Genomic DNA, 24,675 nt, shown 5'->3' on the forward strand with positions numbered 1-24,675 from the left:
ATGTCCGATTCACCTTCCAGGTTCACTGTTGCCGCAGACGACGGTGTTCCACTCGTCGCCTATGTGGACGGTCCGGCCGATGCCGAGCTCACCGTCGTGTTCGTGCACGGCCACTGCCAAGATTCGGCGTGCTGGACCGGCGTCGGCGCCCAGTTGGGCGCGCCCGAGGTCCGAACAGTGCGCTACGACCAGCGCGGTCACGGTCGTTCCGGAATCGGCGACGTCGAGTCGTTCACCTTCGACCAGTTGGCGCGCGACCTCGACTCCGTCCTTCGCACGCTCGTGCCGCGCGGCCCCGTGGTGCTGGTCGGGTACTCGATGGGCGGCATGGTTTCGCTGGCGTATGCGCGGCTGCATCCGGCTGCGATCGGGACCCGGATCGTGGGGTTCGCGCTGGTGTCGACCGCAGCGGGAGGACTCGCCGACGGCGGTGTCGGCCGGTATCTGCGACATCCCGCGGCGTCGTTCCTCCATCGGGCGGTGCTGCGCGCCCCGCGCACCGTGGAACGGTCGAAGCGTGCCGGCGGTGCGGTGTGCACGATGCTCGGGCGGCGACGTTCGGCGGATTCGTGGCTTCGCATGCTCGGAATGGTGCTGGCGAACGAGACCTCCGTCGTCACGTGGTCGCGGCTGCTGGCGGCCTTCGCGGTGCTCGATGAGTACGACGCGATCGGTGCGCTCGCGGCCGTTCCCGTCGTGGTGGCGGCGGGAACCGCGGACCGGTTCGTGCCGATCGCGCACTCGGAAGCGATCGCGTCACACTTGCCCGGAGCCGAGCTGGTCCGGATACCCGGCGCGGGACACCGCGTGCTCTCCGAGAGCGCGGACGCGGTCGCGGGAGCACTCGGCCGGTTGCTCACACGTGTGCGCGACGGTGCTCTCGCCCCGACGGGCTGATCCGGACGCGGCGACCGAAGATCAGCGCCGCACACATCAGCGCTGCGGCAGCGGCGAAACACGCACCGAATCCGATGTGCGGAGCGGCGAGCGAGATGGCGAACGGCACCGCGAAACCGAGATAGATCAGGCAGTAGAACACCGCCACGCTCTGCGCCAGCTCATCGGCCGGCGCCGCGTTCTCGACGGCAACGAGTCCTGAGATGAGCAGGATTCCGTAACCCGCACCGAGGAGAACCGCCGCGACGACGATCACGGCCACCGCCCAGGGGCTGCCCGCGTAAGCGGTTCCGGCGGCCGCGGCGAATCCCAGCACGCCGATCCCGACTCCGATGCGCACTCCCACCGTCTCTCCACGCCGGGCGATGCGCCGCGCCCAGGGCTGGATCAGCGCGCCGGTGAGCAGGGTGAGCGCGGCGATCGTGCCCGTGAACGCGATGGACACGTCGCTCACACTGTCGGACACGAGGGGCGGAAGTGTCACAAAAGATACCGTGGCGCACCCGAACACCCATGGCGCCCAAGGCACCACACCCCACCGGAACCGTGGGTTCGACAACACGGAGAGCCGCCACGAACCCCGCACCGCCCGGGGCACCTGACCGTCGGGCACCGACCACGCCAGTGTCAGAGCCACCACCATCAACCCGATGTGCACGAGATACGCCAGCACTTCGGGCGCAGGCAACCATTGCGCGATGAACCCGGCGAACAGCGCTCCGCACCCGAATCCCGCCGACAGCGACACCGCCGCGCGGCGCGCCCCCACACCCGCACCGGCGTCGGCGCTCAGTTCCTTCATCCAGGCGGTGCCTGCGCCGAACGCCATCCCGGATGCAAGACCGGCGAGGATCCGGCCCAGATACAGCAACAGCGGCAACTCGGCACCGAGAAGCAACACCACCGACGAGACGATGCTCACCGGGACCATCGCGAGGATCACCGGACGCCGGCCGATCCGATCAGCGACCCGGCCGAAGTACAGCAGCGCGGGAATCAGCCCGATGATGTAGGAGCCGAGCATCGCGGCGAACGACCCACTGCCGAGACCGAGGTGCTCGCGGTAGACGAGCTGCATGGGGGCGAACTGATTGGCGCCCCAGCTCACCGCGAACACGGCGAACGACAGACGGGCCCAGGGTGAAAACATGGTCCGATCCTCGCAGGTGCGTGCGGAGGTCGACGTATCAACTGTTCACAGGGCGGCGGTGGAGATCCTGTGGACACTGGACGTTGGCGGCCCTACCTGCCGGCCTCTAGCGTTCTCGTCCATCGGAACGAAGGAGAACGCGTGCGGACGAACGTGGCGGATATCTGGGTCGGCGCGGACGCGCACACGATCGCGGGGGCGGTGCACCGGCGCGAGGTCTCGGCGCGCGCGGTCGTCGAGCAACATCTCGCACACATCGACGACCGCAATCCGAGCCTGAACGCGATTGTCACCGTCGCCACCGAGCAAGCTTTGCGCGAGGCGGACGCTCTCGATGGGCTGATCGCGCGTGGCGAGCAGCCTGGCCTGCTGGCGGGTGTTCCGTTCACCGCGAAGGACCTCATCACCACTGATGGGGTGCGCACCACGGCCGGGTCGCGGGCGCTCGCCGAGAATGTGACCGGTGCCGACGCCCCGGCGGTTGCGGCGATGAAGGCGGCCGGGGCCATCCTCGTCGGAAAGACCAACACCCCGGAGTTCGGCACGTCCGGTCTCACCGACAACGAACTCTTCGGACCGACCGTGAACCCGCTCGGAACGCCCGACCTGCCCCGGTCACCTGGCGGGTCGAGCGGCGGCGAGGCCGCGGCTGTCGCCTCGGGCATGAGTGTGCTCGGGCTCGGCACGGACTTCGGCGGCTCGGTGCGGTGGCCCGCGCACTGCACAGGGTTGACGTCGATCCGTCCGACGATCGGCCGAGTCTGCGCCGACGGCCAATACCCCGGTGTTGTCGCCGGTGATCATCTACTGGCGAACCCCGCCACCGTGCACGGCACGCTCCAGACCATCGGCCCGATGGCGCGCAGTCTCGACGACGCCGCCCTCGTGCTGCGTGTGGTGTCGGAGCCGCACATCGCGTGGATCGATCCGGCCTCCGTCGACGTGAACAGTCTGCACATCACCTGGGCGCCCGGAGAAGGCACGGTGCCGGTCTCCGCAGAGATCGTGGCTGCCGTGACAGAGGTAGCGGGCAAGTTCGGTGCGCGCCGCTACGAAGGATCGGCGCTCGGTGAGGGCAATGCCCTGTTCGGACAGCTGCGTGCGACCCAGACACACACCGATATCGCCGCGCTGGCGGCACCCGGCGAGTTCGGCGCGAGCATCCGGACGATGTTGTCCACCGGCAGTCGTGCAGAAAGCCTCGAGATCGAGGAACTGTGGGCCGTCCGCACTCGGCTCGTCCACCGGTTGCTCGCCGAGATGGGCGACCTCCTGGTGCTCCCCGTGGCGTCGATCGGCGCACCACTGCTCGGCCTCGATCGGTTCGACGTGGAAGGCCGAGCGCTCACGTGGCAAGAGGCGCTGGCGAGTTGCCGCACGATCAGTGTCGCCGGGTTTCCGTCCGTGGTTGTGCCGGTGGGCGAGACGAGCGACGGCATGCCGATCGGTGTGCAGCTCGTCGCCCGTCCCTTCCACGAACACGTGGCGCTGGCAGCGGCAGCGCTGCTGTGACGGGGCCCGGGTCAGATGACGCCGGATCGGTGTAGGCGCTCGAGTTCGCCACTGGTGACACCGAATTCGGCGAGCACCGTGTCGGTGTCCTGACCGAGGGTCATCGGCGGGGCGTTCCTGATCGGCAGTGTTTCGGAATCGACCCAGAACGGTCCGCGCATCAGCGGCAGATCCTTACCGTCGTGCGTGGGCACGGTCTGGACCATGTTCAGTGCCTGTACTTGCGGATCGGCGAACGCCTGATCGACGGAGTGAACTGGTCCGCAGGGTATTCCGGCCTCCCTCATGGCCGACACCCAGTCGGCCGCCGATCGGTGCGCAAGTAGTTCGAGCAGTTCCTTGGTCAATCGATCGCGGTGCTCGAGGCGGGTCTTGCCGGTGGCGTAGTCGGGACGCGCCGCGAGCTCGGGATCGCCGAGCACGGTGCACAGTGCTTCCCAATGCTTGTCGGATCCGGTGGCGATGATGATCGGGAAGTCGGCGGTGTCGAAGCAGCCGTACGGGGTGATGGTGGGGTGAGTGTTGCCGTTGGGTTCGGCGACCCGCCCCGTGCTGAGATAATCCTGCGCTTGGAACGTCATGATCGACAGCGCCGATTCGATCAGGGAGGTCTGCACATGGTGGCCCTCACCGTCCCGGGCTCTGGCGACGAGTGCAGCGGTGATACCCAGTGCCGCATAGATTCCCGAGACGGTGTCGATGATGGGGATGCCGACTCGCATGGGTGTGTTGTCGCCGGCTCCGGTGACGGACATGAGCCCGGACATGCCCTGCGCGACCTGATCGAGGCCCGGTGCGAACTGGTCGGGCCCGGTGGGCCCGAAGCCGCTGACGCTCATCACGATCACGCCGGGGTTGTCGCGTCGAAGCGATTCCTGGTCGAGACCCATCGCGGCGAGAACCCCGGGCCGGAAGTTCTCGACTATTACATCCACTTCGGATGCCATGCGATGCAGCAATTTTCGTCCTTCATCGCTGCGCATATCGAGCGCGACCGACCGCTTGCTCCGGTTCACCGAGGCGAAATACAGACTGTCCGATCCGTCGAACGGTGGCCACTGGCGTGAGCTGTCGCCCCCGCTGAGGGATTCGACCTTGATGATGTCGGCGCCGAAGTCTGCGAGCAGCGAGGTGCACAGGGGGCCGGCGAGGGCTCGGGACAGATCGAGGACGCGGACGCCATGGAGTAGAGGCTTCATCATCACGACGATGGTCGAATCGGGCACCACGGCGCGACGGCGACAATGTACAACTGGATGCCCCTGTTTTCGGCGTATTCTGTGCCCGGTGATGTCGAGTGCTGCGTCTAACGTCGAGACTCGTCCATCGTCTGCCGCGGAACCGTGTTGACGACGACGTGGCGGGAATCTATGGTCATGGTCTCGCGCCCGGCGGGACGAACTACTGGTAGGTGAACGGGTGTTGCTGTGACGGTGCGGAAGATGAATACCTCCCGGAATGCCGACGCAGGCGGTACCCAGTACTCCCTATCCGACCCGATTCCGTTCGCCGACGTCGTCGCGTCGGGTCTTCTCGTTGCCCCGACGGTGATAGCGGGCGATGTGGCTACTGCACGTGACGTACACGATGTGGTCGTGATGATGCTCCCGGACATAGGTCCGTGGCTGCGTCCGAACCAACTCCTCGTCACTTCGACCACCGTGCTCCGCCGCCTCTCGGGAACGATCGGTGACTTCACCGCGCGTCTGGCTCGGCACGAGATCGCCGGTCTCGTCGTTCGGCTCGACGAGGACACTGCGTTGCCGGACGGTATCGCGCGGGACGTAGCCTTCCCGGTTGTGACGGCCGCCGGTGATATCGCGGCCGAGCACGAGCTCGCATACGGACTCTCGGAAATGGCGAAGACGCAGGTCGACGCGGTCCTGCGAGCCGACCATCTGCGCCGCGGGCTGCTCGAGATCGTGATGGCGGGTGGCGGCCACAAGGCGCTCGCCGACAGTGTGGCACGCGATCTCGGTGGCGCCGTGCTCATCACCACCCCGGACGGCCGGCAGACCTGCCGTTCCGGAGCGGACGCGGATTTCGGTTGGCTTGCGTCGACCGCTGCATTGGACGCGACCGGCCGTGTCCGCACGGATTCCCTCGACGGCGGACTCGGCCTGCATCGCTTCGGTGACGAGTACGTGGCGATTGCCGCGATCTCGGCGAACGGCATCGACCACGGCAGGCTCGTACTCTTCTGCCCGGGGCGCACTCTCGCGAGTGAGGACCTGTATCTCGTCGAGCAGGCCGCGACGGTGTGCGCCTTGGTGGTGAGCAGGGAACTGGCCGTGTCGGCGGTCGAGGAACGGCACCGCGCCAACTTCGTCCGCGACCTGTTGCGCGGGCGTGGCGGCGATCCCGAGCAGGTCATCGTCCACGCGCAGATGTTCGGATGGAATCTCGACCGCCCCATTGTGGTCGTCGCTGTCGAACCCGACGTCGTCGACGACGATGCACCACCCACACCCGCTCGTCTACCGGTAGTCGAGAGGCAGGCGCGAGCATTCGTCGGTGCTGTCGCAGGGCGCGATCCAGGAGCCGCGGTGACAGCGCTGGCGACGGAGACGGTGATCCTCATGGGTGAAGGTAGCGACACCATGACCCTCGTTCACGAACTTGTCGCGCAGGTGCGAGGCGCCGGAGGCGGTGGGCGTCGGCCGTTCGGGGTGGGGGTGTCGCGGGCGTCGTCGTCGATGGTCGATCTTCCGGCGCTGTACGGACAGGCCAGAACCGCACTCGAAGTGGGGCGCAAGATATCCGGGGCGTGGGCGGTGACGCACTTCGACGATCTCGGTGTGTACCGCCTGCTCAGCCTCGTCGAGGACGCCGACGAACTCGAGTCGTTCGCGCGGGAGACTCTCAAGGAACTCACCGACGACACCGCTGAGGCGCAGGACATGCGACGCACCCTCGAAGTGCTGCTCGCAACGAACATCAACATCGCAGAAACTGCGCGCCAGTTACATTTTCATTACAACACGTTACGATATCGGGTTGCGAAGCTCGAGAAGATCCTGGGCCTGTTCACGGCGCAGCCCGAGTTGCGTCTCGACCTCTCGCTCGCCCTCAAGATCATTGCCATGCGCGGGATCAATTCCCAATAGTGCCAATATCTGCCGTCGCGCACTGGCAGATTGTTCCTATCCTCCAGCGTCCCGACTCAATTAACGTTTGCGGCTATCCGGGTGCACGTGTGAGCGGCAACACAACCGTAACAATCGACGTCGACTCTCTTGGCACCACACTCTGGCTGAAAGGTTCGACCATGGCCATATGGACGTTGCACGGAGATGGGAAGACCATCGAACCGGGACAAGTGGTCGCGCCGAACGAACGGCTGACCTGGGGGCGCACCATCGGGCTCGGCGGTCAGCACGTGGTGTCGATGTTCGGTGCCACCTTCGTCTTCCCGATCATCATGGGTCTCAATCCGCAGCTCGCGGTGATGCTTTCGGGCTTCTGCACGCTGTTCTTCCTGCTCGTCGTGAAAGGCCGGATCCCCAGCTATCTCGGAACATCGGCTGCGTTCGTCGGCGGTATTGCGGCGATTCACGCGCAAGGCGGCACCACCGCGGAGGTGACGGGCGCGATCATGGTGTCGGGCCTGGTGCTCGCCGCGATCGGTGTGGCGATCCACTTCCTCGGCGGCTCGCTGGTGTTCAGGATTCTGCCGCCTGTCGTCACCGGCGCAGTCGTCATGCTCATCGGATTCAATCTGGCGCCGGTCGTGGCCGGTACCTACTGGCCGCAGGACCAGTGGGTCGCCTTGATCGTGATGGTGGTGCTGGTGATCTCCAGCGTCGCCCTCCGCGGATTCCTCGGCCGGGTGGCGATCTTCCTGTCGCTCCTGTTCGGATACGCGCTGTCCTGGGTGCTCGACCTGGTCACCGGGCCGATCACCTCGTACGACGCCACCGCCGGGGCCGTCACCGAACACTTCCGCGTCAACTGGGACGGTGTCGCGTCCGCATCATGGTTCGGACTTCCCCCGTTCACCGATGAGGCCAACGGCATCGTCGGCATCCATGCCCCGTCCTTCAGCCTCACCTTCATCGTGCTCGTACTGCCCGGTGTCATCGCGCTGATCGCGGAGAACGCAGGCCACGTCAAGGCCGTAGCCGAGATCACGAAGACCGACCTGGACCCGATGATGGGGCGCGCGCTTGCCGCGGACGGTCTCGCCACGGCCATGGCGACCGGAATCGGTGGTTCTCCGACCACCACGTACGCCGAGAACATCGGTGTCATGGCCGCGACCAAGGTGTACTCGACCGCGGCTTACGCGGCGGCCGGTGTGATCGCGATGCTGCTCGGATTCTCGCCCAAGTTCGGTGCCGTGATCTCGGCGACGCCCGGCGGTGTGCTCGGTGGGATCACCGTCGTCCTCTACGGCATCATCGGCCTGCTCGGCGCCAAGATCTGGAAGGAGAACGGCGTCGACTTCGGAAACCCGGTCAACCTCATGCCCGTCGCGGCAGGCCTGATCATCGCGATCGGCGACACCTCGTTGAACTTCACCGACACCTTCTCGCTCAGCGGCATCGCGCTCGGCACCATCGTCGTCATCGTGCTCTACCACGTGTGTCGGGCCATTGCGCCGAAGAATGATGCCGACACCGTCGGCAGTGGCACTGATACCGACACCGTCGGCAGTGGCACCGATGCGGATCGGGAACCCGACACCGACCCCGACGGGGGGATCGCCCGAGATCGGGTCGAACAACCGGCGTGATCACGATTACTTTTGACAGAGGAAGGGCGTGAGCGTTGTCACTTCTTCACCAAACACCGAACGCACGATGCGGGCAGGATCTACTGAATGAAACCGTCGCCACTCACCTATCACCGACCCCGGTCGATCGACGAGGCCTGCGAGATTCTCGCGCGGGTGGCCCATGAGGGCAAGGTGCTCGCCGGTGGTCAATCGCTGATACCGCTGCTGTCGATGCGGCTCGCTGCGCCGGCGCACCTTGTGGACATCGGCTCCATACCCCGCCTCGACTCGGTGTCCGCCTCATCTGAGCTGGGTGTCACCTTCGATGCCCTCACCACCCACACCGCACTCGAGGCCGACCTCTCGGCCGCAAGGGTGCAGCCCCTCCTCGGCCGGGCACTGCGGTTGGTGGCGCATCCGACGATCCGCAACCGCGGCACCACAGTGGGTTCGATCGTCCACGCCGACCCTTCTGCGGAGATGCCCGCCGTGCTGGCGTTGCTGAGCGGCACGCTCACCGTGCGATCGGTGCGCGGCGTGCGGGAGATCAGGGCCGACGAGTTGTTCGCCGGCCCGCTCGAATCGACCCTCGAACCCGACGAGATCGCCACGAGTGTGACCGTGCCGCCCGCCCGGCCCGGAGTGGGCACAGCCATCGACGAGATTGCTCGTCGCCATGGTGACTACGCGCTCGTGGGTGTCGTGGCGCAGGTGGAAGTCGAGGACGGCGCAGTCGCGTCCGCCCGCATGACCTACGTGTCCGCCGGGGAGCTCGGTCAGGTCGTCGACTACAGCGACGCCCTGCGCGGGGCATCGGCCACCGACGACCGCGACCCGATGTGGCAGCAGTTGTCAGAGATGGCTCGTGAGACCGTCGAAACCGATGCGGACATCCACGCCACCGCCCGCTACCGCTCGCAGCTGGTGGCGGCGCTGACAGGACGAGTCGGTTTCGCCGCCGCGCAGGATGCTGCGCGCGACGGGACGAGAATGCCGATGCCGACAGGAGGACGATCATGACGAGCACGACGCCGCGTGGAGGCCGAGGTCGCGCACCGGAACGCACCGTGGAGGAACAGGTGAACGACATGGAGGCCGAGACCGGCGAACAGCATGTCGCCGTGACCTTCACGTTGAACTCGGTCACCCAGATGGTCGTCCTGCCGTCACGAACACTCGCGTCCGACGCGATCCGGCACCATCTGCGCCAGACCGGCACCCACGTCGGATGCGAGCACGGCGTGTGCGGCGCGTGCACGGTGCTGCTCGACGGCAAACCCGTCCGCTCCTGCCTGGTCCTCGCCGCAAGCCTCGAGGGACGTTCGGTGACGACGGTCGAAGGGCTCGTCGAACCCGACGGCACGCTGCATCCCGTGCAGCAGGCATTCATCGACTGCCACGGACTGCAATGCGGATTCTGCACACCGGGTTTCGTCACCACCATCGCCGCCTATCTCGAAGAGAATCCCTCTCCCACCAGAGAGGAGGCGACCGACGCGATCGCGGGCAATCTCTGCCGCTGCACCGGATACCAGAACATCCAGGCCGCGGTGCTCCGTGCCGCGGAGATCACGAGGGAACGCGCCGGGGGATCACCGCTCGGCCCCGACGACGAATCAGCGCGTGCCTCGCTCGACGGCAAGGTCCGCGGTACCACCAGCCCGGTGGGTGGAAAGGCGGGACGAGCATGACCACCACCGATCACACGATGGGCACAGCCCTGGAACGGGCGCCGCGCGGTGTCGACAGCGTGGGGGAGTCGGGCAAGTCCTTCGGCCAGCCGATTCCGCGCAGCGAGGACCGCCGCCTGCTCAGCGGGCAGGGCCGCTACCTCGACGACCTCGGGCAGGGCGCGCTCATCGCGGCGTTCGTCCGGTCGCCGCACGCCCACGCCCGCATCGTCGGCATCGATATCGACGCCGCACTCGATGTGCCGGGTGTGCACGCGATCTACACGTACGACGATCTCGTGGACGACACCCCGGAGATGGCGGAGAATCTGCCGCTGCTGATTCCGCATCCCGCGATCACCGCGCCCCGCAACGGGTATCCGCTCGCGAAGGACGAGGTGAACCACGTCGGCGAGGCCATCGCGATGGTCGTGGCCGACAACCGGTACATCGCGGAGGACGCGTGCGCCCTCATCGACGTCACCTACGACACGTTGCCCGAGGTCGTCGGTATCGACGTGTCCCGTCGTGCCGAGCACACCGTCCATCCTGATGTCGCGGACAATGTCGCGGCACACCTGCAGCACGGATTCGGCGACGTCGACGCCGAACTCGAAGCTGCACCGCACCGGTTGACACTGAACCTCGAGATCGAGCGGTCGGCCTCGATGCCGATGGAAGGCAAGGGCGTCTACGCGCGCTGGGACGACGACGAGAAGGCCCTGACGTTCTGGACATCCACGCAGACGTCGACATCGGCGCGCGCCGCGATCGCCGCGCGGCTCGGTATGGCGCACAACAAGGTGCACTGCATCGCCCCCGATGTCGGCGGTGGCTTCGGTGTGAAGATCGTGCATCCGTGGCCCGAAGAGGTGATGGTGACATGGGCTGCCCGCAGACTCGGGCAGGCAGGCATCTCCAACGAGGTGAAATGGGTCGAAGACCGGCGTGAACATTTCGTCTCCAGCGCGCACGAACGCGGGCAGTTGCACGAGGTGACCATCGGGTTCGACGACGAAGGCCGGCTGCTGGCGTTCGACTTCTCCATCTGGCACGACAACGGCGCCTACCTGCCGTACGGCATCATCGTCATCCTCAACACCTCGACGCAGGTGCTGGGGCCGTACAAGCCGAAATCCTTCCGGGTGGATGCCTATTCGCTGTATACGAACACAGTCATCGTCACGCCCTACCGCGGCGCCGGCCGGCCACAGGGCGTGTTCGCGATGGAACGGTCGATGGACGCGATCGCGAAATACCTCGGCAAGGATGTCATCGCGGTGCGCGAGGCCAATCTCATCCGGCCGGAGGAAATGCCCTACGACTTCCACCTCACCTTCCAGGACGGCCGACCACTCATCTACGACACCGGCGACTACCAGGCCGGCATCGACAAGCTCAAGGAACTCATCGACTGGGACGGTTTCCCCGAGTACAAGACGCAGGCGAAAGCCGAGGGGCGCACCGTCGGGATCGGTATCGGTGCGTACGTCGAAGGCACCGGCCCGGGCCCGTACGAGGGTGCTCACGTGCTGGTCGAGACGTCCGGAAAGATCAAGGCGGCCACCGGCCTGACCACCCAAGGCCAGGGCCACCAGACGTCGTTCGCGCAGATCGTCGCCGACGATCTCGGTGTCTCCGTGTCGGATGTCGAGATCGTGACCGGAGATACTCGCCGGTTCGGTTACGCGGTGGGCACGTTCGCGTCACGCGGTGCCGTCATGTCCGGCTCGGCGTTCCATGTCGCGGCGCAGATGGTTGCGGAGAAGGCGAAGAAGATCGCCGCCGAGCACCTGCATGTCGACCCGTCGAGCCTCGAGCTGCGTGGCGGGCACGTATGTGTCGTCGGTACCGATCCCGGCGCCGAGGGCACCTCCATCCCGCTCGGGGTGGTCGCGGTGCTGTCCAATCCGCTGAGATACGCATTCGACGAGGCGTCCCGTCAGGCGACCGGGTTCGCCAAGGTCGACACCGACATGACGGTTCCGCCGGTTCGCGAAGGCGAGCAACCGGGGCTCGAGGCCACCGGTTACTACTCGCCACCCACGTCGACGTTCGCGTCCGGTGTCCACGCCGCGATCGTCGAAACCGATCCCGTCACCGCGGAGATCCACGTGCGGAAGTACGCGGTGGTGCACGACTGCGGCAACGTGATCAACCCGCGGATCGTCGAAGGCCAGGTGATGGGCGCGGTGGCCCAGGGCATCGGCGGTGCGCTGTACGAGCGGATCGTCTACGACGAGCACGGACAGATGCTCAATGCGTCGTACATGGATTTCCTCATGCCGTTCGTCACCGAGATGCCCGATTCCCTCGAGATGGACCACACGGTGACTCCGTCTGCGCTCAATCCTCTCGGCATGAAAGGTGCAGGTGAGGCAGGTGTGATCCCGACCTCGGCCGTCATCGCCGCCGCGATCGAGGATGCGGAGGGCATCCCCATCACGTCCATGCCGATTTCCCCCTCGGAGTTGTTCGAGCTGCGTCTGACTCACGCGGCGACACGGAGCAAGGAGAACGAATGAGAATCGCCGGTACCGCGCAGCTGCTCGCCCCGCCGGAGGTCGTGTACGACAGCCTGCAGGACGGCCGCGTTCTCGCGGCCACCATTCCCGGTGTGCAGTCGCTCGAGCAGATCAGCGACAACCACTACAAGCTGTCCATCACGGCGGGGGTCGCCTCGATCAAGGGCACCTACGACGGCGAAGTTCTTCTGTCCCAGCAGAACAGGCCCGACTCGTTCGTCATGACCGCCTCGGGCTCCGGGGCGCCGGGGACGGTCAAGGCCGACGTGACAGTACGGCTCGAAGAGCGCGACGGAGGCACTGTCCTGACCTACGATGCCGACGCCGTCGTGGGCGGAATGGTCGGCGGTGTGGGTCAGCGAATGATCACCGGCGTCGCCAAGAAGATGGCGGGGGTGTTCTTCAACGGTATCGACGGGGTGATCGCGAACGGTATCCCTGAACCCACGGGCGAGGTTGTGCCTGTTGCCTCGAGTGCTGCATCCGAGAGTGCGACAGCCGTGATCGCGCCGACCGGGGTCGCTCCTGCCCCGGCGGCCGCCACATCGCAGTACTCCTACCAGGGCGCGTCGGTTGCCACAGTTCTGGCTTCGGCGGCCGTGGGTGCAGGCATCGCGCTCGCCGGTGTCGTCCTCGGAGGGATCCTCGCCCGCAGGTAGGGCTGTGGCTGGTGGACCCAACTCGACGGCACCCCGGGCCCCAGCGGCTCGGGGTGCCGTCGTGTATGCAGCCGTCGATGCAAGAAGCCCCGAACATGCGGGGGTGAGTTCGGCGATATGTGACAAAGAATCGGCGTCGCGCAGCGGGTGGAATGTCAACAAGCGTCAGGGAAGAACCGGCGAGACGAACCCAGGAGGAAGTGTGGGATCCAGGAAGATTCGGGTCGGTATCGACACCGGCGGCACATTCACGGACATCGTGGCCGTGGACGACGAGTCCGGTGCGATTGTCACGACGAAGACCCCGTCCACTCCGGCGGACCCGGCGGTGGGTTTCCTCGCCGGTATCGAGAAGGTGCTCGCGAAGCTCGGCGAGACCGGCGATGCGATCGGGGCTGTCAGTCACGGCACCACCGTTGCGACCAACAAGCTGCTCGAAGGCAAGGTCGGACACCTCGGATTCATCACCACCGAGGGTTACGAGCACGTGCTGGAGATCGCTCGCCAGTCCGTTCCGGACGGCTACGGCAACTCCTATTTCTGGGTCAAGCCCGACCGCATCGTCCCGGCCGACCGGGTCCGCACGGTGGGTGGACGACTCAACTTCGAGGGCAAAGAGATTCGCCCGTTGAACGAGGACGACGTCCGCGCCGCCGCCCGGTTCTTCCGGGACAGCGAAGTCCGCACCATCGGCGTGTGCCTGATGCACTCCTATGCGAACCCGGAGCACGAGCGTCGCGTCCACGACATCCTGCTCGACGAGTACCCCGAGGCGACCGTGAGCATCTCGAGCGAGGTGCTGCGCGAGTACCGCGAGTACGAGCGGTCCATCACGACCCTCGTCGACGCCTCCGTCAAACCCAATATCCGCAGCTATGTGGGCAACATTGCGAACCGTCTGCGCGAGTTCTCCTCGCTCGACGGTGAATCGCGCGACATCCCGTTCTATGTGATGAAGTCGAACGGCGGCGTGCTGTCGGCGAAAGAAGTTGTGAATCAGCCGATCACGACGGTCCTGTCCGGTCCTGCCGCGGGCGCGCTCGGCGCCGCACTCATCGCGGGTGTCGCGGGAGTGGATCAGGTACTCACGTGCGACGGCGGTGGCACTTCCACTGATGTCACCGTGGTGGTCGGCGGCGAGCCTGCTCTCACCACCGAAGGCCGGGTCGGTGTGTACCCGTCGAAGATCCCGATGATCGACGTGGTCACCGTCGGTGCCGGTGGCGGCTCGATCGCGTGGATGACTCCCGAGGGCACGTTGCGCGTCGGCCCGCAGTCGGCCGGCGCCGATCCCGGACCGCTGTGCTACGGCAAGGGTGGCAACGAACCGACCATCACCGACGCGCACGTGCTGCTCGGTCGGATTCCCCCGCATCTGCTCGGCGGTGAGATCCCGCTCGACACCGAACTTGCTCGCAAGGGGGTCGAGGAACTCGCACACCGACTCGGGCTCGGGTTCGAGGCGTGCGCCACCGGAATCCTCGAGGTCTCGGCGTGGAATCAGGCGAACGCATTGCGGCAGGTCACCGTCAAGCGGGGACTCGACGTCCGAGACTTCACGCTTGTGACCTTCGGAGGTTCCGGTTCGCTGCTCGCGTGCCGCCTCATCGACATTCTCGGTCTCAAAGATGTTCTCGTCCCGCTCAACCCGGGCAACGTCTCGGCGTTCGGCCTGCTCACCGTCGATGTCCGCAACGACTACGTACAGACGCACGTGAGCCGGCACGACCGGCTGCAGGTCGCCGAGCTGCAATCCGGGCTCGACGCGCTCGCTGTGGAAGCCGAGCGCGCGCTCGCCGACGAAGGTTTCGCTCCCGACGAGCGTCGCTACGCACGCTCGGCCGACCTCCGGTATCTCGGTCAGGCTTTCGAGGTGCGGGTACCGCTCGGCGACGGGCCCGTCACCCGAGAGTTGATGGACGAGGCGGCGGCACGATTCCACGATGCCCACCGCGAACTCTACGGATACGACTTCTGCGGCGATCCGCATCAGCATGTGGAGTGGGTCAATCTGCGCGTGAGCGGCATCGGACCCATCAAACGTCCCGAACTGAAGGAGATCGCGGCAGGTCGCGGCGCGGACAGCGCCGTCACAGGCACTCGCGAGGCGTACTTCGACGAGTGGGTCACCACCCAGGTCTACGACCGTTCCCTGCTCGGTGCGGGCGACGAATTGGATGGACCCGCAGTGATCGAGGAGTTCAGCTCCACCATTCCCGTCCACCCCGGATTCCGCGCACGCGTCGACGTGTTCGGGAACATCCGTATCACCAAGACGTCCGACTCGAACGGAGCGAACCGATGAGCGCGATCCTCGATTCTGCCGCCGCCCAGGCGGCCAAGCCTTACCGGCTGACCGACGTCGGGGGAGCGGCACCAGACCCGGTGCTCGTGGAGATCGTCGCCGGCTATCTCGCGAGTGTCGAGATGGAAGTGGAGACCTCCATCTCGCGGACCTCGCGGTCGCCGATGATCCGCGACGCCCATGACTTCCGTGCGGGAATCCACGACCGGAACCTCCGGAAGCTCACGGGCCGTTCGTATTCGGCTTTGGTTCACCCGATCGCGCGGGACTTCCCGCTCGACACCATGAAACCCGGCGACGTGTTCTTCCACAACGACGTCTATCTGTCCGAAGGCGGCATCGGCCACCTGCCGGACCTGTGCGTCACGGTGCCGGTGTTTGCGACCCGCCCCGGTGAAACCGAGCCAAAGGTCGTCGCGTTCGTGCAGGCATTCGGTCACCACGACGACATCGGCGGTTGCTGCCCGGGATCGATGCCGTCGGGTGCCACCACGGTGTTCGAAGAAGGCCTGATGGTTCCGCCGATCAAGTTGTGGGACCAGGGTGTTCCCAACGAGGCGGCCCTGCGCATCATGACCCGCAACTCACGGACACCCGACGCGCTGGCCGCCGATCTCGACGCCGAATGCTCCGCGTGCCTCATGGGCGCGCGGCGCCTCACGGAACTGTTCGAGCGGTACGGCGTGGAGACCGTCGAGTCCTGCTTCGACGCGATGATGGACGCCACGACGGAAACCTACCGCCGCGAGATCCTCAGCAAGATCCCGAAGGGTGAGTACACCTGGGAGGACTACGCCGAGCACGATGGTGTGGACGAACCGATGCTGCACGTTCAGCGGATCACCTTGACGAAGACGGGACCGGAGGACGAGGGCGGGGAACGCCTGATCCTCGATTTCAACGGCACCGGTCCGCAGGCGAAGGGGCCGATCAACCACTGCGGCGACTACGCCGACGGCAACTTCCTCATCAAGTGGCTGGCCCCGATCCTCCGCAACCTGGCGGACACCCCGGAACGCATGGCCGAACTCGACGTCAACGAGGGTGTCGTGCCGTTGATCGAGATGAAGTTCCCGGAGAAGGGCACGCTCATCACGCCGATCTTCCCGGCGCCCACCAACGCCCGCACGTTCGTGATCCTGCGCCTGCTCGGTGTGCTGGCCGGTGTGGTCGCGAAGGCCGTCGACGGCAACATGCCCGCAGACCAGGAGACCATCCGCTACACCGGTGTGTACGGCGAGGACTTCGAAGGCCACTCGTACCTCATGCGTGAGGTGCTGGGCGGCGGCTCCGGTGGACGCAACTATGCGGACGGCGAGGACACCATCCACGTCGTGCCCGACTCGCGCAACCTGCCGACGGAATTCACCGAGAGCCGATTCCCCTTCATCGTCGAAAAGCTGGGTCTGGCCATCGATTCCGGTGGAGCCGGGCGGTATCGCGGTGGTCTGGGATACGAGAAGCACATCCGGATGCTCAAGGATGCGCACTTCATGTCCATCGCCGACCGCTCCATCCTCGCGTGCTGGGGCGTCAAGGGAGGTAAGGCGGGACGGCCGTTCTCCGTCGTCCTGAATCCGGGCACTCCCGACGAGCGCGAATTCGACGCACTCACCGACGCCGAACCCATCAAGGCCGGCGAAGTGGTCCGGATCCGCACCACCGGTGGCGGCGGCTGGGGTGACCCGCTCGACCGGCCTGTCGACGAGGTCGTCCGAGACGTGCTGTGGCGCAAGGTGTCTGTCGACGGAGCGCGCGCCGACTACGGTGTCGTGCTGAAGGACGCGTCGGTCGACGCGCCGACCGCGGATATCTCGGCGACCGAGGCACTGCGCGAGCAGATGCGGTCGGAGCGCTCCGCAGAAGAGCCGTTCTTCGATCGCGGACCCGGCTACGAGCGCCTTTCCGGAGGAGCGAAGTTCGCCGAGTACGACTTCATCGGGAGCTGACAGCGTGGATCCGACCTTCTCCCACGGCGCCGATCTCGCAGTGATCGGCGCCGGCGGAAAGACGGGAACTGCGGTCGCGGCAGCTCTCGAGGGGAAGGCCTCCGTTCGCCGGGTGGTGCATACCGCCCGGCGGGCGGACGATCGGGCCGTCGATCTCGAGACCGGTACAGGTCTGAACGACGCGTTGTCGGGGTGCCGGGGCGTGTACTTCATCGCCCCCAACGTGCACCCCGACGAGCCTGCGCTGCTGCACCGGGTCCTCGAGGCCGCCGCAGCGACGGGCGTCGACCACGTCGTCTACCACTCCGTTGCGTGGCCGTACACGCCCGAGATGCCCCACCATCTCGACAAGGCCCGCTGCGAGGACCTGCTGCACACCTTCGGCGGTGTGAGGTGGACGGTGCTGCAACCCTGTGCGTACGCGGAGAACTTCGGTGCTGTACTCGACGGGTCGGTGGACACCCTCGAAGTGCCGTACGACCTCGACGCGCCGTTCTCGTTCGTCGCGCTTGCCGACGTCGCCGAAGCGGCGGCGCGCGTCCTGGTCGAGGGCGCCGCCGTCCACCACGGTGCGACATACGAGCTCGGTGGGCCCGAGACGATCGGTGTCCGGCAGCTGTGTGAGCGGGCCGTCCGTCCCGTGAAGGCGAGCCGCATCTCGGTCGCCGAGTGGGAGGAGCGGCACGGGCAGGGCCTCACCGACGACGCGCGTGCACGCCTGGCTGCGATGTTCGACTTCTACGACCGGCACGGATTCGTCGCGGGGAGCGCGCCGCTACGTGGATTGCTGGGGCGTGCGCCCCTCGGCGTTGCCGAGCTGGTCCGGGCGATGTGAGCTTCTTCTCCGCTCGCGTCGTGTAGGAAAGGGCTGTGACGGATCACCACGCGAACGGCCGCTCTGCCGATGAGACCCTGCCCGCGTCCGTGCTGATCGCGGTCGACGAACCGACCGCCATCGGTGTGCTCACCCTCAACCGTCCGGAGCAGCGGAATCCGCTGTCGGTGGCAACCATGCGCGAGGTGACACTCGGGCTGAGGACGTTGTCGGCCGAACCCGCAGTTCGGGTGATCGTGATCCGGGCCGAGGGGCCGGTGTTCTCTGCCGGACACAATCTGCGGGAGATGATCGGTCGCACCCTCGAGGAGGAGCGGGCCGTCTTCGATACGTGCACCGAGATGATGCGGACGGTGCAGTCGGTCCCGCAGCCGGTGATCGCCTCGGTGCAGGGCACGGCGGTCGCGGCCGGATGCCAACTGGTGGCGGCGTGCGATCTCGCGGTGGCGTCGTCGACGGCGGTGTTCGGTACGCCGGGGGTGAAGATCGGCCTGTTCTGCTCGACACCGATGGTTGCGGTGAGTCGCGCGATCGGACGCAAACGCGCGCTGCAGATGCTGCTCACCGGGGAAACGATCGACGCGCAGACCGCCGCGGACTGGGGGCTGGTGAATTTCGTCGTCGACCCGGAAGAGCTGGAGACCGAGACGACGAAGCTCGCCTCGAAGGTCGTCGGGTCCTCTCCCGCGACATTGAAGATCGGCAAGGAGGCGTTCTACCGGCAGATCGATCTTCCTCAGGATCAGGCGTACGAGGAGATGGGCGAGACCATGGCCCAGAACGCGATGATCTGCGATGCGCAGGAAGGCATGACCGCCTTCGTGGAGAAGCGGGCGCCGGTGTGGCAGGGCCGTTGACGGACTTCCGACTCCGAGGCCTGGACCGGTTGTTGGACGTCCTATAACCTCGTCGACATGAGCTCCGATCCTCGTTCGAGCACCGTCGATGCCATCGTCCGACGTTCTGCGGGACGCTTCCCCGATCGTGTCGCATTGCGGTTCGACGACCGCACGGTCACGTATCGGGAACTCGACGACGCTGTGTCGCGCGCGGCCGCGCACCTGCTGTCGCTCGGGCTGTCGTCCGGAGACCGTGTCGCTGCGTACGGCACGAACTCCGACGCCTACGTGATCGGTTACCTCGCCGTCGCGCGCGCAGGGCTCGTGCACGTGCCGATCAACTACGCGCTCCGCGGCGACGAGTTGGTCTACCTGCTCGGGCAGTCGGGTGCGCGGGCAATTCTCGTCGATCCGGCACTGCGCGAGAACATCGACCGGGTGCGCTCGGACGTGCCGGCCGACATCGTCCTTGCTCTGCGCGACGCCGACGATTCGCTGCTCGCAATTGCCGCGGCCGGTGACGTTCTCGCTGTCGATGCCGACGTGGCCGACACCGATCTCGTGCAGCTGCTCTATACCTCGGGAACTACGTCGAAGCCCAAGGGCGCCATGATGACTCATCGTGCTCTTGTGTTCGAGTACACGTCGTCGATCGTTGCGCTCGATCTCGCGGCCGACGACAACCCGCTCATCTGCATGCCGCTGTACCATTCGGCGGCGATGCATGTGTTCATGCTCCCGTACCTTGCGATCGGCGCAACGATCCGCCTGCTACCTGCGCCCGACATCCCGGCGATCCTGCGCATGGTCGAGGAGGAGTCCGTCGGGTCGCTGTTCCTCGCGCCGACCGTGTGGGTGCCGCTCGCCAATCATCCCGATCTCGCGACCCGAGATCTGTCGTCGCTGCGCAAGGCCCAATACGGTGCGTCGATCATGCCCGTCACGGTGCTGAACCGGCTGCGCGAACGCTACCCGGACCTGGCGTTCTACAACTGCTTCGGCCAATCCGAGATCGGCCCGCTCGCGTGCGTACTGCGACCTGAAGAGCACGAGGACCGTCCGTCGTCGTGCGGGAAGGCGATCCTGTTCGTCGAGACCCGCGTGGTCGACGCCGAGGGCAACGATGTGCCCGACGGCGAATCCGGTGAGGTCCTGTACCGGTCACCGCAGCTGTGCCTCGGCTACTGGGAGAACGCCGAGGCCACCGCGGAAGCGTTCCGCGACGGCTGGTTCCACTCCGGCGATCTCGTCACCCGCGACACCGAGGGCTACATCACGGTTGTGGATCGCATCAAGGACGTCATCAACACCGGGGGCATCCTGGTGGCGTCCCGCGAGGTGGAAGATGCACTCTATCTGCACAGCGCGGTCGCCGAGGTCGCGGTGATCGGCACTCCGGACGAAAAATGGATCGAGGCCGTCACCGCGGTCGTCGTGCTCAAGGACGGACAGTCCGCCACCGAGCGTGAGCTCATCGACCACGTGAAGCAGAACCTCGCTCCGTTCAAGGTGCCCAAGGCGGTGCGATTCGTCGACACGCTGCCGCGGAACCAGAGCGGCAAGCTCCTCAAGCGTGAACTCCGTTAGAAGAAGAGGACTTTCATCATGAACAAGCACGTTCCCTCGTGGTACGACGACGAAGTGGGCGCCGTCCACGAACTCGCGAGCGACTTCTTCGAGCGCGAGGTCATGGGCCATGCCGAGAAGTGGGACGCGCAGCGCCGCATCGACCGCGAGGTGTGGTTGAAGGCAGGCAAGCTGGGTCTGCTGTTGTGCTCGGTACCCGAGGAATACGGCGGTGGCGGAGGCACATTCGCGCACGATCTCGCGGTGTTCGAAGCCCAGGGCTACTCCGGCGACCTCGCATTCGGGGTCTCGGTGCACAGCGGCATCGTCGCGCACTACATCCTCGAATACGGCACCGAAGAACAGAAGACGACGTGGCTGCCGGGAATGGCTACCGGTGAGATCCTCGGTGCGATCGGTATGACCGAGCCGACCGCCGGGTCCGACCTCAAGGCGATCAAGACCAGCGCGATCCGCGACGGCGACCACTACGTGGTCAACGGCAGCAAGACGTTCATCACCAACGGTTCCTCTGCCGACGTCATCGTGCTCGCCGTCAAAACCGATCCGAAGGCAGGCGCCAAGGGCGTGTCCCTGCTGATCGTCGACCTTCGTGACTGTGACGGCTTCGAGGTCGGCCGCGTACTCGACAAAGTGGGCCAGCACGCGGCGGACACCTCGGAGTTGTCGTTCGTCGACGTCCGGGTGCCGGTGTCGAACCTGCTCGGCGAATCGGAAGGTCTCGGATTCGGTCAGCTCATGGCACAACTCGTGCAGGAACGACTCATCATCGGCGCACAGGCCGCGGGTGCGATGGAACGCGCGGTGGAGGAGACCGTCCGCTACACGAAGGCGCGGGAAGCATTCGGGCACAGTCTGTTCGAATTCCAGAACACCGCGTTCGAACTCGCCGAGTGCCAGACCATTGCGCGAACCAGCCGGGTGTTCCTCGACTACTGCATCGAGAAGCACCTCCACGGCACGCTGGACGCGTCCGACGCCGCGATGGTCAAGTACTGGCTCACCGACAAGCAGTGCGAAGTGATCGATCGGTGCGTGCAGCTGCACGGCGGCTACGGGTACATGCGCGAGTACCTGATCGCGCGGATGTACGAGGACGCACGGGTTCAGCGGATCTACGCCGGCGCGAACGAAGTGATGAAATCCCTTATCGCACGGTCATTGTAGGGATGCGGAGGGTCACCCGTCCACGAACACATTCGGCTGGTCGTCGTGGACGCCGGTGAACATTTCGATCGGGGTCAGGGGTCGAGAGGCCGCTGTGGGCATGATCCCCTCACGGTGAGCGAGGTGGGTCATGCTCTCGAGCTGTCCGGAGTAGTCGGTGGGCTGATCGAGCATCCAGAGGATGCCCTCGGCGGCCTCGGAGCTCGGTGCGAAGTCGCTGTGGTCGACGTCCGGCAGGTTGGCCAGAGTGCCTTCGGATGCGACCGGGGAGTCGATGCGGAAGCAGTTGGCGGCGATGTTGTCGACTGCGAGCTGGCGGGCGAGGTCGACGGTCATCCGCTCGAGGCCTACCTTGGCGATGCCGTAGGACATCAGTCCGGGCACCGGCTTCAGTGCGGCCAGTGAGGACACGTTGAGGATGCGGCCTTCGCCGGCTGCACGCAGGTGCGGTACGGCGTGGCGGATCGCGATCAGTGGGGCGTCGAGGTCGATCGCCATCACGAGGTCATGTCGGCGCAGCGGGATATCGATGTCGCCGACGAAGGTGACGCCGGCGTTGTTGACGAGGACATCGAGCCGCCCGAGTTCGGCGACGGTCTGCTCGACCATGGCGCCGACCTGCTCGCGGTCCGACAGGTCCACCGGCACGGCGATCGCTGTGCCACCTCGTGCTCGGATGGTGTCGACGATGTCGTCGAGGGTGCCGGGGGTGCGGCGAGGGTTGTCTCGCGTGGACCGAGCGGCGCAGGCCACCGCGTAGCCGGCATCGGCCAGTGCGAGGGCTGCGGCTGCGCCGACCCCTCGGCTGGCACCGGTGACTAGAGCAACCTTGCCAAGAACAGTATTCTCCATATTCAGAACTATACTTCTGGATGCTGGTGAATCAAGGTCGCCGACCTCCGCAGCCGGTCGAGGCCGAAATCGATGAAGAAGGTGGAGCCCTGATGCGCATCGAACAAGGACAAGTCGCCGTGATCACAGGAGGAGCGAGTGGGATCGGGTACGGCCTCGCGGAGGCCCTCGTGTCCCGAGGTGTCTCGGTGGTGATCTCCGACATTCGGTCCGACGGTCTGACGGAAGCGGAATCCTCCCTGCGCGCCGAGGGAGGCGAGGTCACGGCCGTGCTCGCGGATGTCGCTGACGAGCCCTCCGTTCGTGCGCTCGCCGAGCGGACGATGGAGGTGTACGGACGGGTCGACCTCGTCTGCAACAACGCGGGAACAGTGTGCCCGGCGGCGCCGCTGTGGGAACAGAGCGCGCAGACGTGGCAGCGGATGATCGACGTCAAAGTGCGCGGTGTGATCCACGGAATCACGGCTTTCGCGCCACTGTTCCTCGAGCGAGGTACGGGCCATTTCCTCAACACCGCGTCTTCGGGCGGTCTCGCGCCACTGCCCGGGCGCACGCCGTACACCACGACGATGCACGCGGTCGTCGGCTTGACCGAAACCCTCGATATCGAGCTGAAGGAGGTCGCTCCCGGGCTGGGTGCGACGGTGCTGTGTCCGGGCCTCGTCGACACTGCGCTCGGTGTGAACTCCGCTGCGCTCGGCGCCATCTCGCTACCCGTCGGCGGTGCGCAGCGATCCATGCGCAGTATGGGCGGAGGCAATGTCCTCACGCCCCGCGAAGTTGCGGAGTTCGCTCTCGCGGCGATCGAGGCGGGACGCGTTCACGTTGCGCCGGGAAGTGGCGTCGTGGAGCGCGCACGTGGTCGTATCGACGAGTTGCTCGCCGACATCACCGCCGACTGATCGATCACCAGGGGCGGCTCGTGGTGAGGTATTCGGCCATCTTCTGACTCTGCCGACGGTGCGCGCGACGGGTCTCGGCGCGTTCGTCGCCGGACTTGTTGAGCTGGAGTTCCTCGTCGGACTCCGGCAGTACCTGAGGCACCGGGGTGGGCATGCCGGCGTCGTCGATCGCGACGAACGTCAAGAAGGCGGTCGCGGCGATCCGGCGATCACCGCTGCGGAGGTCTTCTGCGGTCACCTTCACGAACACCTCCATCGAGCTGCGCCCGGTCCACGTGACGAATGATTCGAGGCATACCGAGTCGGAGGGACTCACGGGTGCGAGGAACGCCACAGAATCCGTCGATGCCGTGACCACCGAAGCGCGGCTGTGACGAGTCGCGGAGATCGATGCGGTCATGTCGATGTCGCTCATCAGCTTCCCGCCGAACAACGTGTTGTGATCGTTGACGTCGTTCGGAAAAACCCTGTTGGTCTTGATGACTCGTGATTCCCGGCATGGTTTGGCCTGCACGCGTGGTCCTTTCGTAGGCAGTGTTCCGGGATCTCCGGTTGTCGGCACCGTTCAAGCCTACGACCACGAAGGCCGTACCGTTACCGGTCGGTACGGGAGTGATGCCCCACAAGCTTGGTCAGCATGGCGGCGAATTGCGCACGTTCGTCCGCATCCAGTGGCGCGAACGCCACGTCCTGCACCGCGGTGACTGTGAGCTCGAGGTCGAACAGCCGGTTCCGTCCTCGACGGGTGAGGCTGATGATGTTCCGGCGCCGGTCGTTCGGATCGGGAGCGCGTTCGACGAAATGCCGATCGACGAGTGTGTCGAGGACGGAGACCACGTCGCTTCGATCCAGTGCGCACCGACGGCCCAGATCGATCTGACTGGACGGCCCGTATTCGTCGAGCGCGGCGAGCACTCGGTAGTGGTGACCACGGGCGTCGGCAGCGTCGAGCCGGTCGAACACGACGCGATGGATGTGCAGCGCGGCTTGGCTCAGCAGGAAGCTGGGGAGATGCTCGAGTCGGGCCGGACCGGGCCGGATTTTACTGACCGGACCGGTCGGGGCATCGCTGGCGGGCATGTGTCGGAGTCTACGTTCGGCCACGTCAC

Annotated in this window: 20 protein-coding genes; 15 read left to right on the top strand and 5 right to left on the bottom strand. The window is 66.1% G+C overall.

Features of this window, described 5'->3' with window-relative positions:
• On the top strand, positions 1-897 hold the full coding sequence (locus tag ACZ46K_RS07310; RefSeq protein WP_464747407.1) for an alpha/beta fold hydrolase: 897 nt from the start codon (positions 1-3) through the stop codon (positions 895-897).
• On the opposite strand, the gene ACZ46K_RS07315 is transcribed toward ACZ46K_RS07310, so the two are convergent.
• On the bottom strand, positions 857-2,047 hold the full coding sequence (locus ACZ46K_RS07315) for an MFS transporter (RefSeq protein WP_464747410.1): 1,191 nt from the start codon (positions 2,045-2,047) through the stop codon (positions 857-859). The genes ACZ46K_RS07310 and ACZ46K_RS07315 overlap by 41 nt on opposite strands.
• Positions 2,048-2,188: 141 nt before the next feature.
• Here ACZ46K_RS07315 and ACZ46K_RS07320 point away from each other — a divergent pair, with 141 nt between their 5' ends.
• Positions 2,189-3,559 (top strand): amidase, encoded by a 1,371-nt coding sequence (locus ACZ46K_RS07320; RefSeq protein ID WP_464747412.1) that lies wholly within the window; start codon positions 2,189-2,191, stop codon positions 3,557-3,559.
• 11 nt (positions 3,560-3,570) lie between these two features.
• Here the strand turns inward: ACZ46K_RS07320 and ACZ46K_RS07325 are convergent, their stop codons facing one another.
• Complete coding sequence (locus tag ACZ46K_RS07325) at positions 3,571-4,758, bottom strand: CoA transferase (protein WP_054806110.1); 1,188 nt, start codon at positions 4,756-4,758, stop codon at positions 3,571-3,573.
• 243 nt (positions 4,759-5,001) lie between these two features.
• On the opposite strand from ACZ46K_RS07325, the gene ACZ46K_RS07330 reads away from it, so the two are divergent.
• The 12 genes from ACZ46K_RS07330 (at position 5,002) to ACZ46K_RS07385 (ending at position 21,812) form a co-directional block, all read left to right on the top strand.
• The gene (locus ACZ46K_RS07330; RefSeq protein WP_464747414.1) at positions 5,002-6,666 is read left to right on the top strand and encodes a helix-turn-helix domain-containing protein; all 1,665 of its coding nucleotides are present in this window, start codon (positions 5,002-5,004) and stop codon (positions 6,664-6,666) included.
• 161 nt (positions 6,667-6,827) lie between these two features.
• Positions 6,828-8,294, top strand: coding sequence for a uracil-xanthine permease family protein (locus ACZ46K_RS07335; protein WP_464747416.1), 1,467 nt, complete (start codon positions 6,828-6,830; stop codon positions 8,292-8,294).
• An 87-nt stretch (positions 8,295-8,381) separates the two neighbouring features.
• Positions 8,382-9,296 carry an FAD binding domain-containing protein gene (locus tag ACZ46K_RS07340; RefSeq protein WP_054809893.1) on the top strand — a complete coding sequence of 305 codons (915 nt, stop codon included), beginning with the start codon at positions 8,382-8,384 and terminating at the stop codon, positions 9,294-9,296.
• Between the two features lie 68 nt (positions 9,297-9,364).
• Complete coding sequence (locus ACZ46K_RS07345) at positions 9,365-9,967, top strand: (2Fe-2S)-binding protein (protein WP_464749254.1); 603 nt, start codon at positions 9,365-9,367, stop codon at positions 9,965-9,967.
• Between the two features lie 17 nt (positions 9,968-9,984).
• On the top strand, positions 9,985-12,471 hold the full coding sequence (gene cutA, locus ACZ46K_RS07350; RefSeq protein WP_464749255.1) for an aerobic carbon-monoxide dehydrogenase large subunit: 2,487 nt from the start codon (positions 9,985-9,987) through the stop codon (positions 12,469-12,471).
• On the top strand, positions 12,468-13,130 hold the full coding sequence (locus ACZ46K_RS07355) for an SRPBCC family protein (protein ID WP_464747418.1): 663 nt from the start codon (positions 12,468-12,470) through the stop codon (positions 13,128-13,130). The genes cutA and ACZ46K_RS07355 overlap by 4 nt, the downstream gene beginning before the upstream one ends.
• Before the next feature lie 202 nt (positions 13,131-13,332).
• A complete protein-coding gene (locus ACZ46K_RS07360; RefSeq protein ID WP_054806109.1) occupies positions 13,333-15,435 on the top strand; it encodes a hydantoinase/oxoprolinase family protein in 2,103 nt (700 codons plus the stop codon).
• Complete coding sequence (locus ACZ46K_RS07365; RefSeq protein WP_464747420.1) at positions 15,432-17,384, top strand: hydantoinase B/oxoprolinase family protein; 1,953 nt, start codon at positions 15,432-15,434, stop codon at positions 17,382-17,384. Before ACZ46K_RS07360 ends, ACZ46K_RS07365 begins: the two co-directional genes overlap by 4 nt.
• 4 nt (positions 17,385-17,388) lie before the next feature.
• A complete protein-coding gene (locus ACZ46K_RS07370) occupies positions 17,389-18,219 on the top strand; it encodes an SDR family oxidoreductase (RefSeq protein ID WP_464747422.1) in 831 nt (276 codons plus the stop codon).
• A 77-nt stretch (positions 18,220-18,296) separates the two neighbouring features.
• On the top strand, positions 18,297-19,076 hold the full coding sequence (locus tag ACZ46K_RS07375; RefSeq protein ID WP_464749256.1) for an enoyl-CoA hydratase: 780 nt from the start codon (positions 18,297-18,299) through the stop codon (positions 19,074-19,076).
• A 57-nt stretch (positions 19,077-19,133) separates the two neighbouring features.
• Positions 19,134-20,645, top strand: coding sequence for an acyl-CoA synthetase (locus ACZ46K_RS07380; RefSeq protein ID WP_464747424.1), 1,512 nt, complete (start codon positions 19,134-19,136; stop codon positions 20,643-20,645).
• A gap of 18 nt (positions 20,646-20,663) precedes the next feature.
• Positions 20,664-21,812, top strand: a complete 1,149-nt coding sequence (locus ACZ46K_RS07385; protein WP_464747425.1) for an acyl-CoA dehydrogenase family protein — start codon at positions 20,664-20,666, stop codon at positions 21,810-21,812.
• Between the two features lie 12 nt (positions 21,813-21,824).
• On the opposite strand, the gene ACZ46K_RS07390 is transcribed toward ACZ46K_RS07385, so the two are convergent.
• Complete coding sequence (locus ACZ46K_RS07390) at positions 21,825-22,664, bottom strand: SDR family NAD(P)-dependent oxidoreductase (RefSeq protein WP_464747428.1); 840 nt, start codon at positions 22,662-22,664, stop codon at positions 21,825-21,827.
• Positions 22,665-22,756: 92 nt separating this feature from the next.
• On the opposite strand from ACZ46K_RS07390, the gene ACZ46K_RS07395 reads away from it, so the two are divergent.
• On the top strand, positions 22,757-23,566 hold the full coding sequence (locus ACZ46K_RS07395; protein ID WP_054807156.1) for an SDR family NAD(P)-dependent oxidoreductase: 810 nt from the start codon (positions 22,757-22,759) through the stop codon (positions 23,564-23,566).
• Between the two features lie 4 nt (positions 23,567-23,570).
• Here the strand turns inward: ACZ46K_RS07395 and ACZ46K_RS07400 are convergent, their stop codons facing one another.
• Both ACZ46K_RS07400 and ACZ46K_RS07405 read right to left on the bottom strand, forming a co-directional pair.
• On the bottom strand, positions 23,571-24,080 hold the full coding sequence (locus ACZ46K_RS07400) for an acyl-CoA thioesterase (RefSeq protein ID WP_464747430.1): 510 nt from the start codon (positions 24,078-24,080) through the stop codon (positions 23,571-23,573).
• Between the two features lie 80 nt (positions 24,081-24,160).
• Positions 24,161-24,646 (bottom strand): MarR family transcriptional regulator, encoded by a 486-nt coding sequence (locus ACZ46K_RS07405; RefSeq protein WP_054807158.1) that lies wholly within the window; start codon positions 24,644-24,646, stop codon positions 24,161-24,163.
• Positions 24,647-24,675 lie beyond the last annotated feature (29 nt).

The sequence above is a fragment of the Rhodococcus sp. JCM 9793 genome, assembly GCF_055380405.1.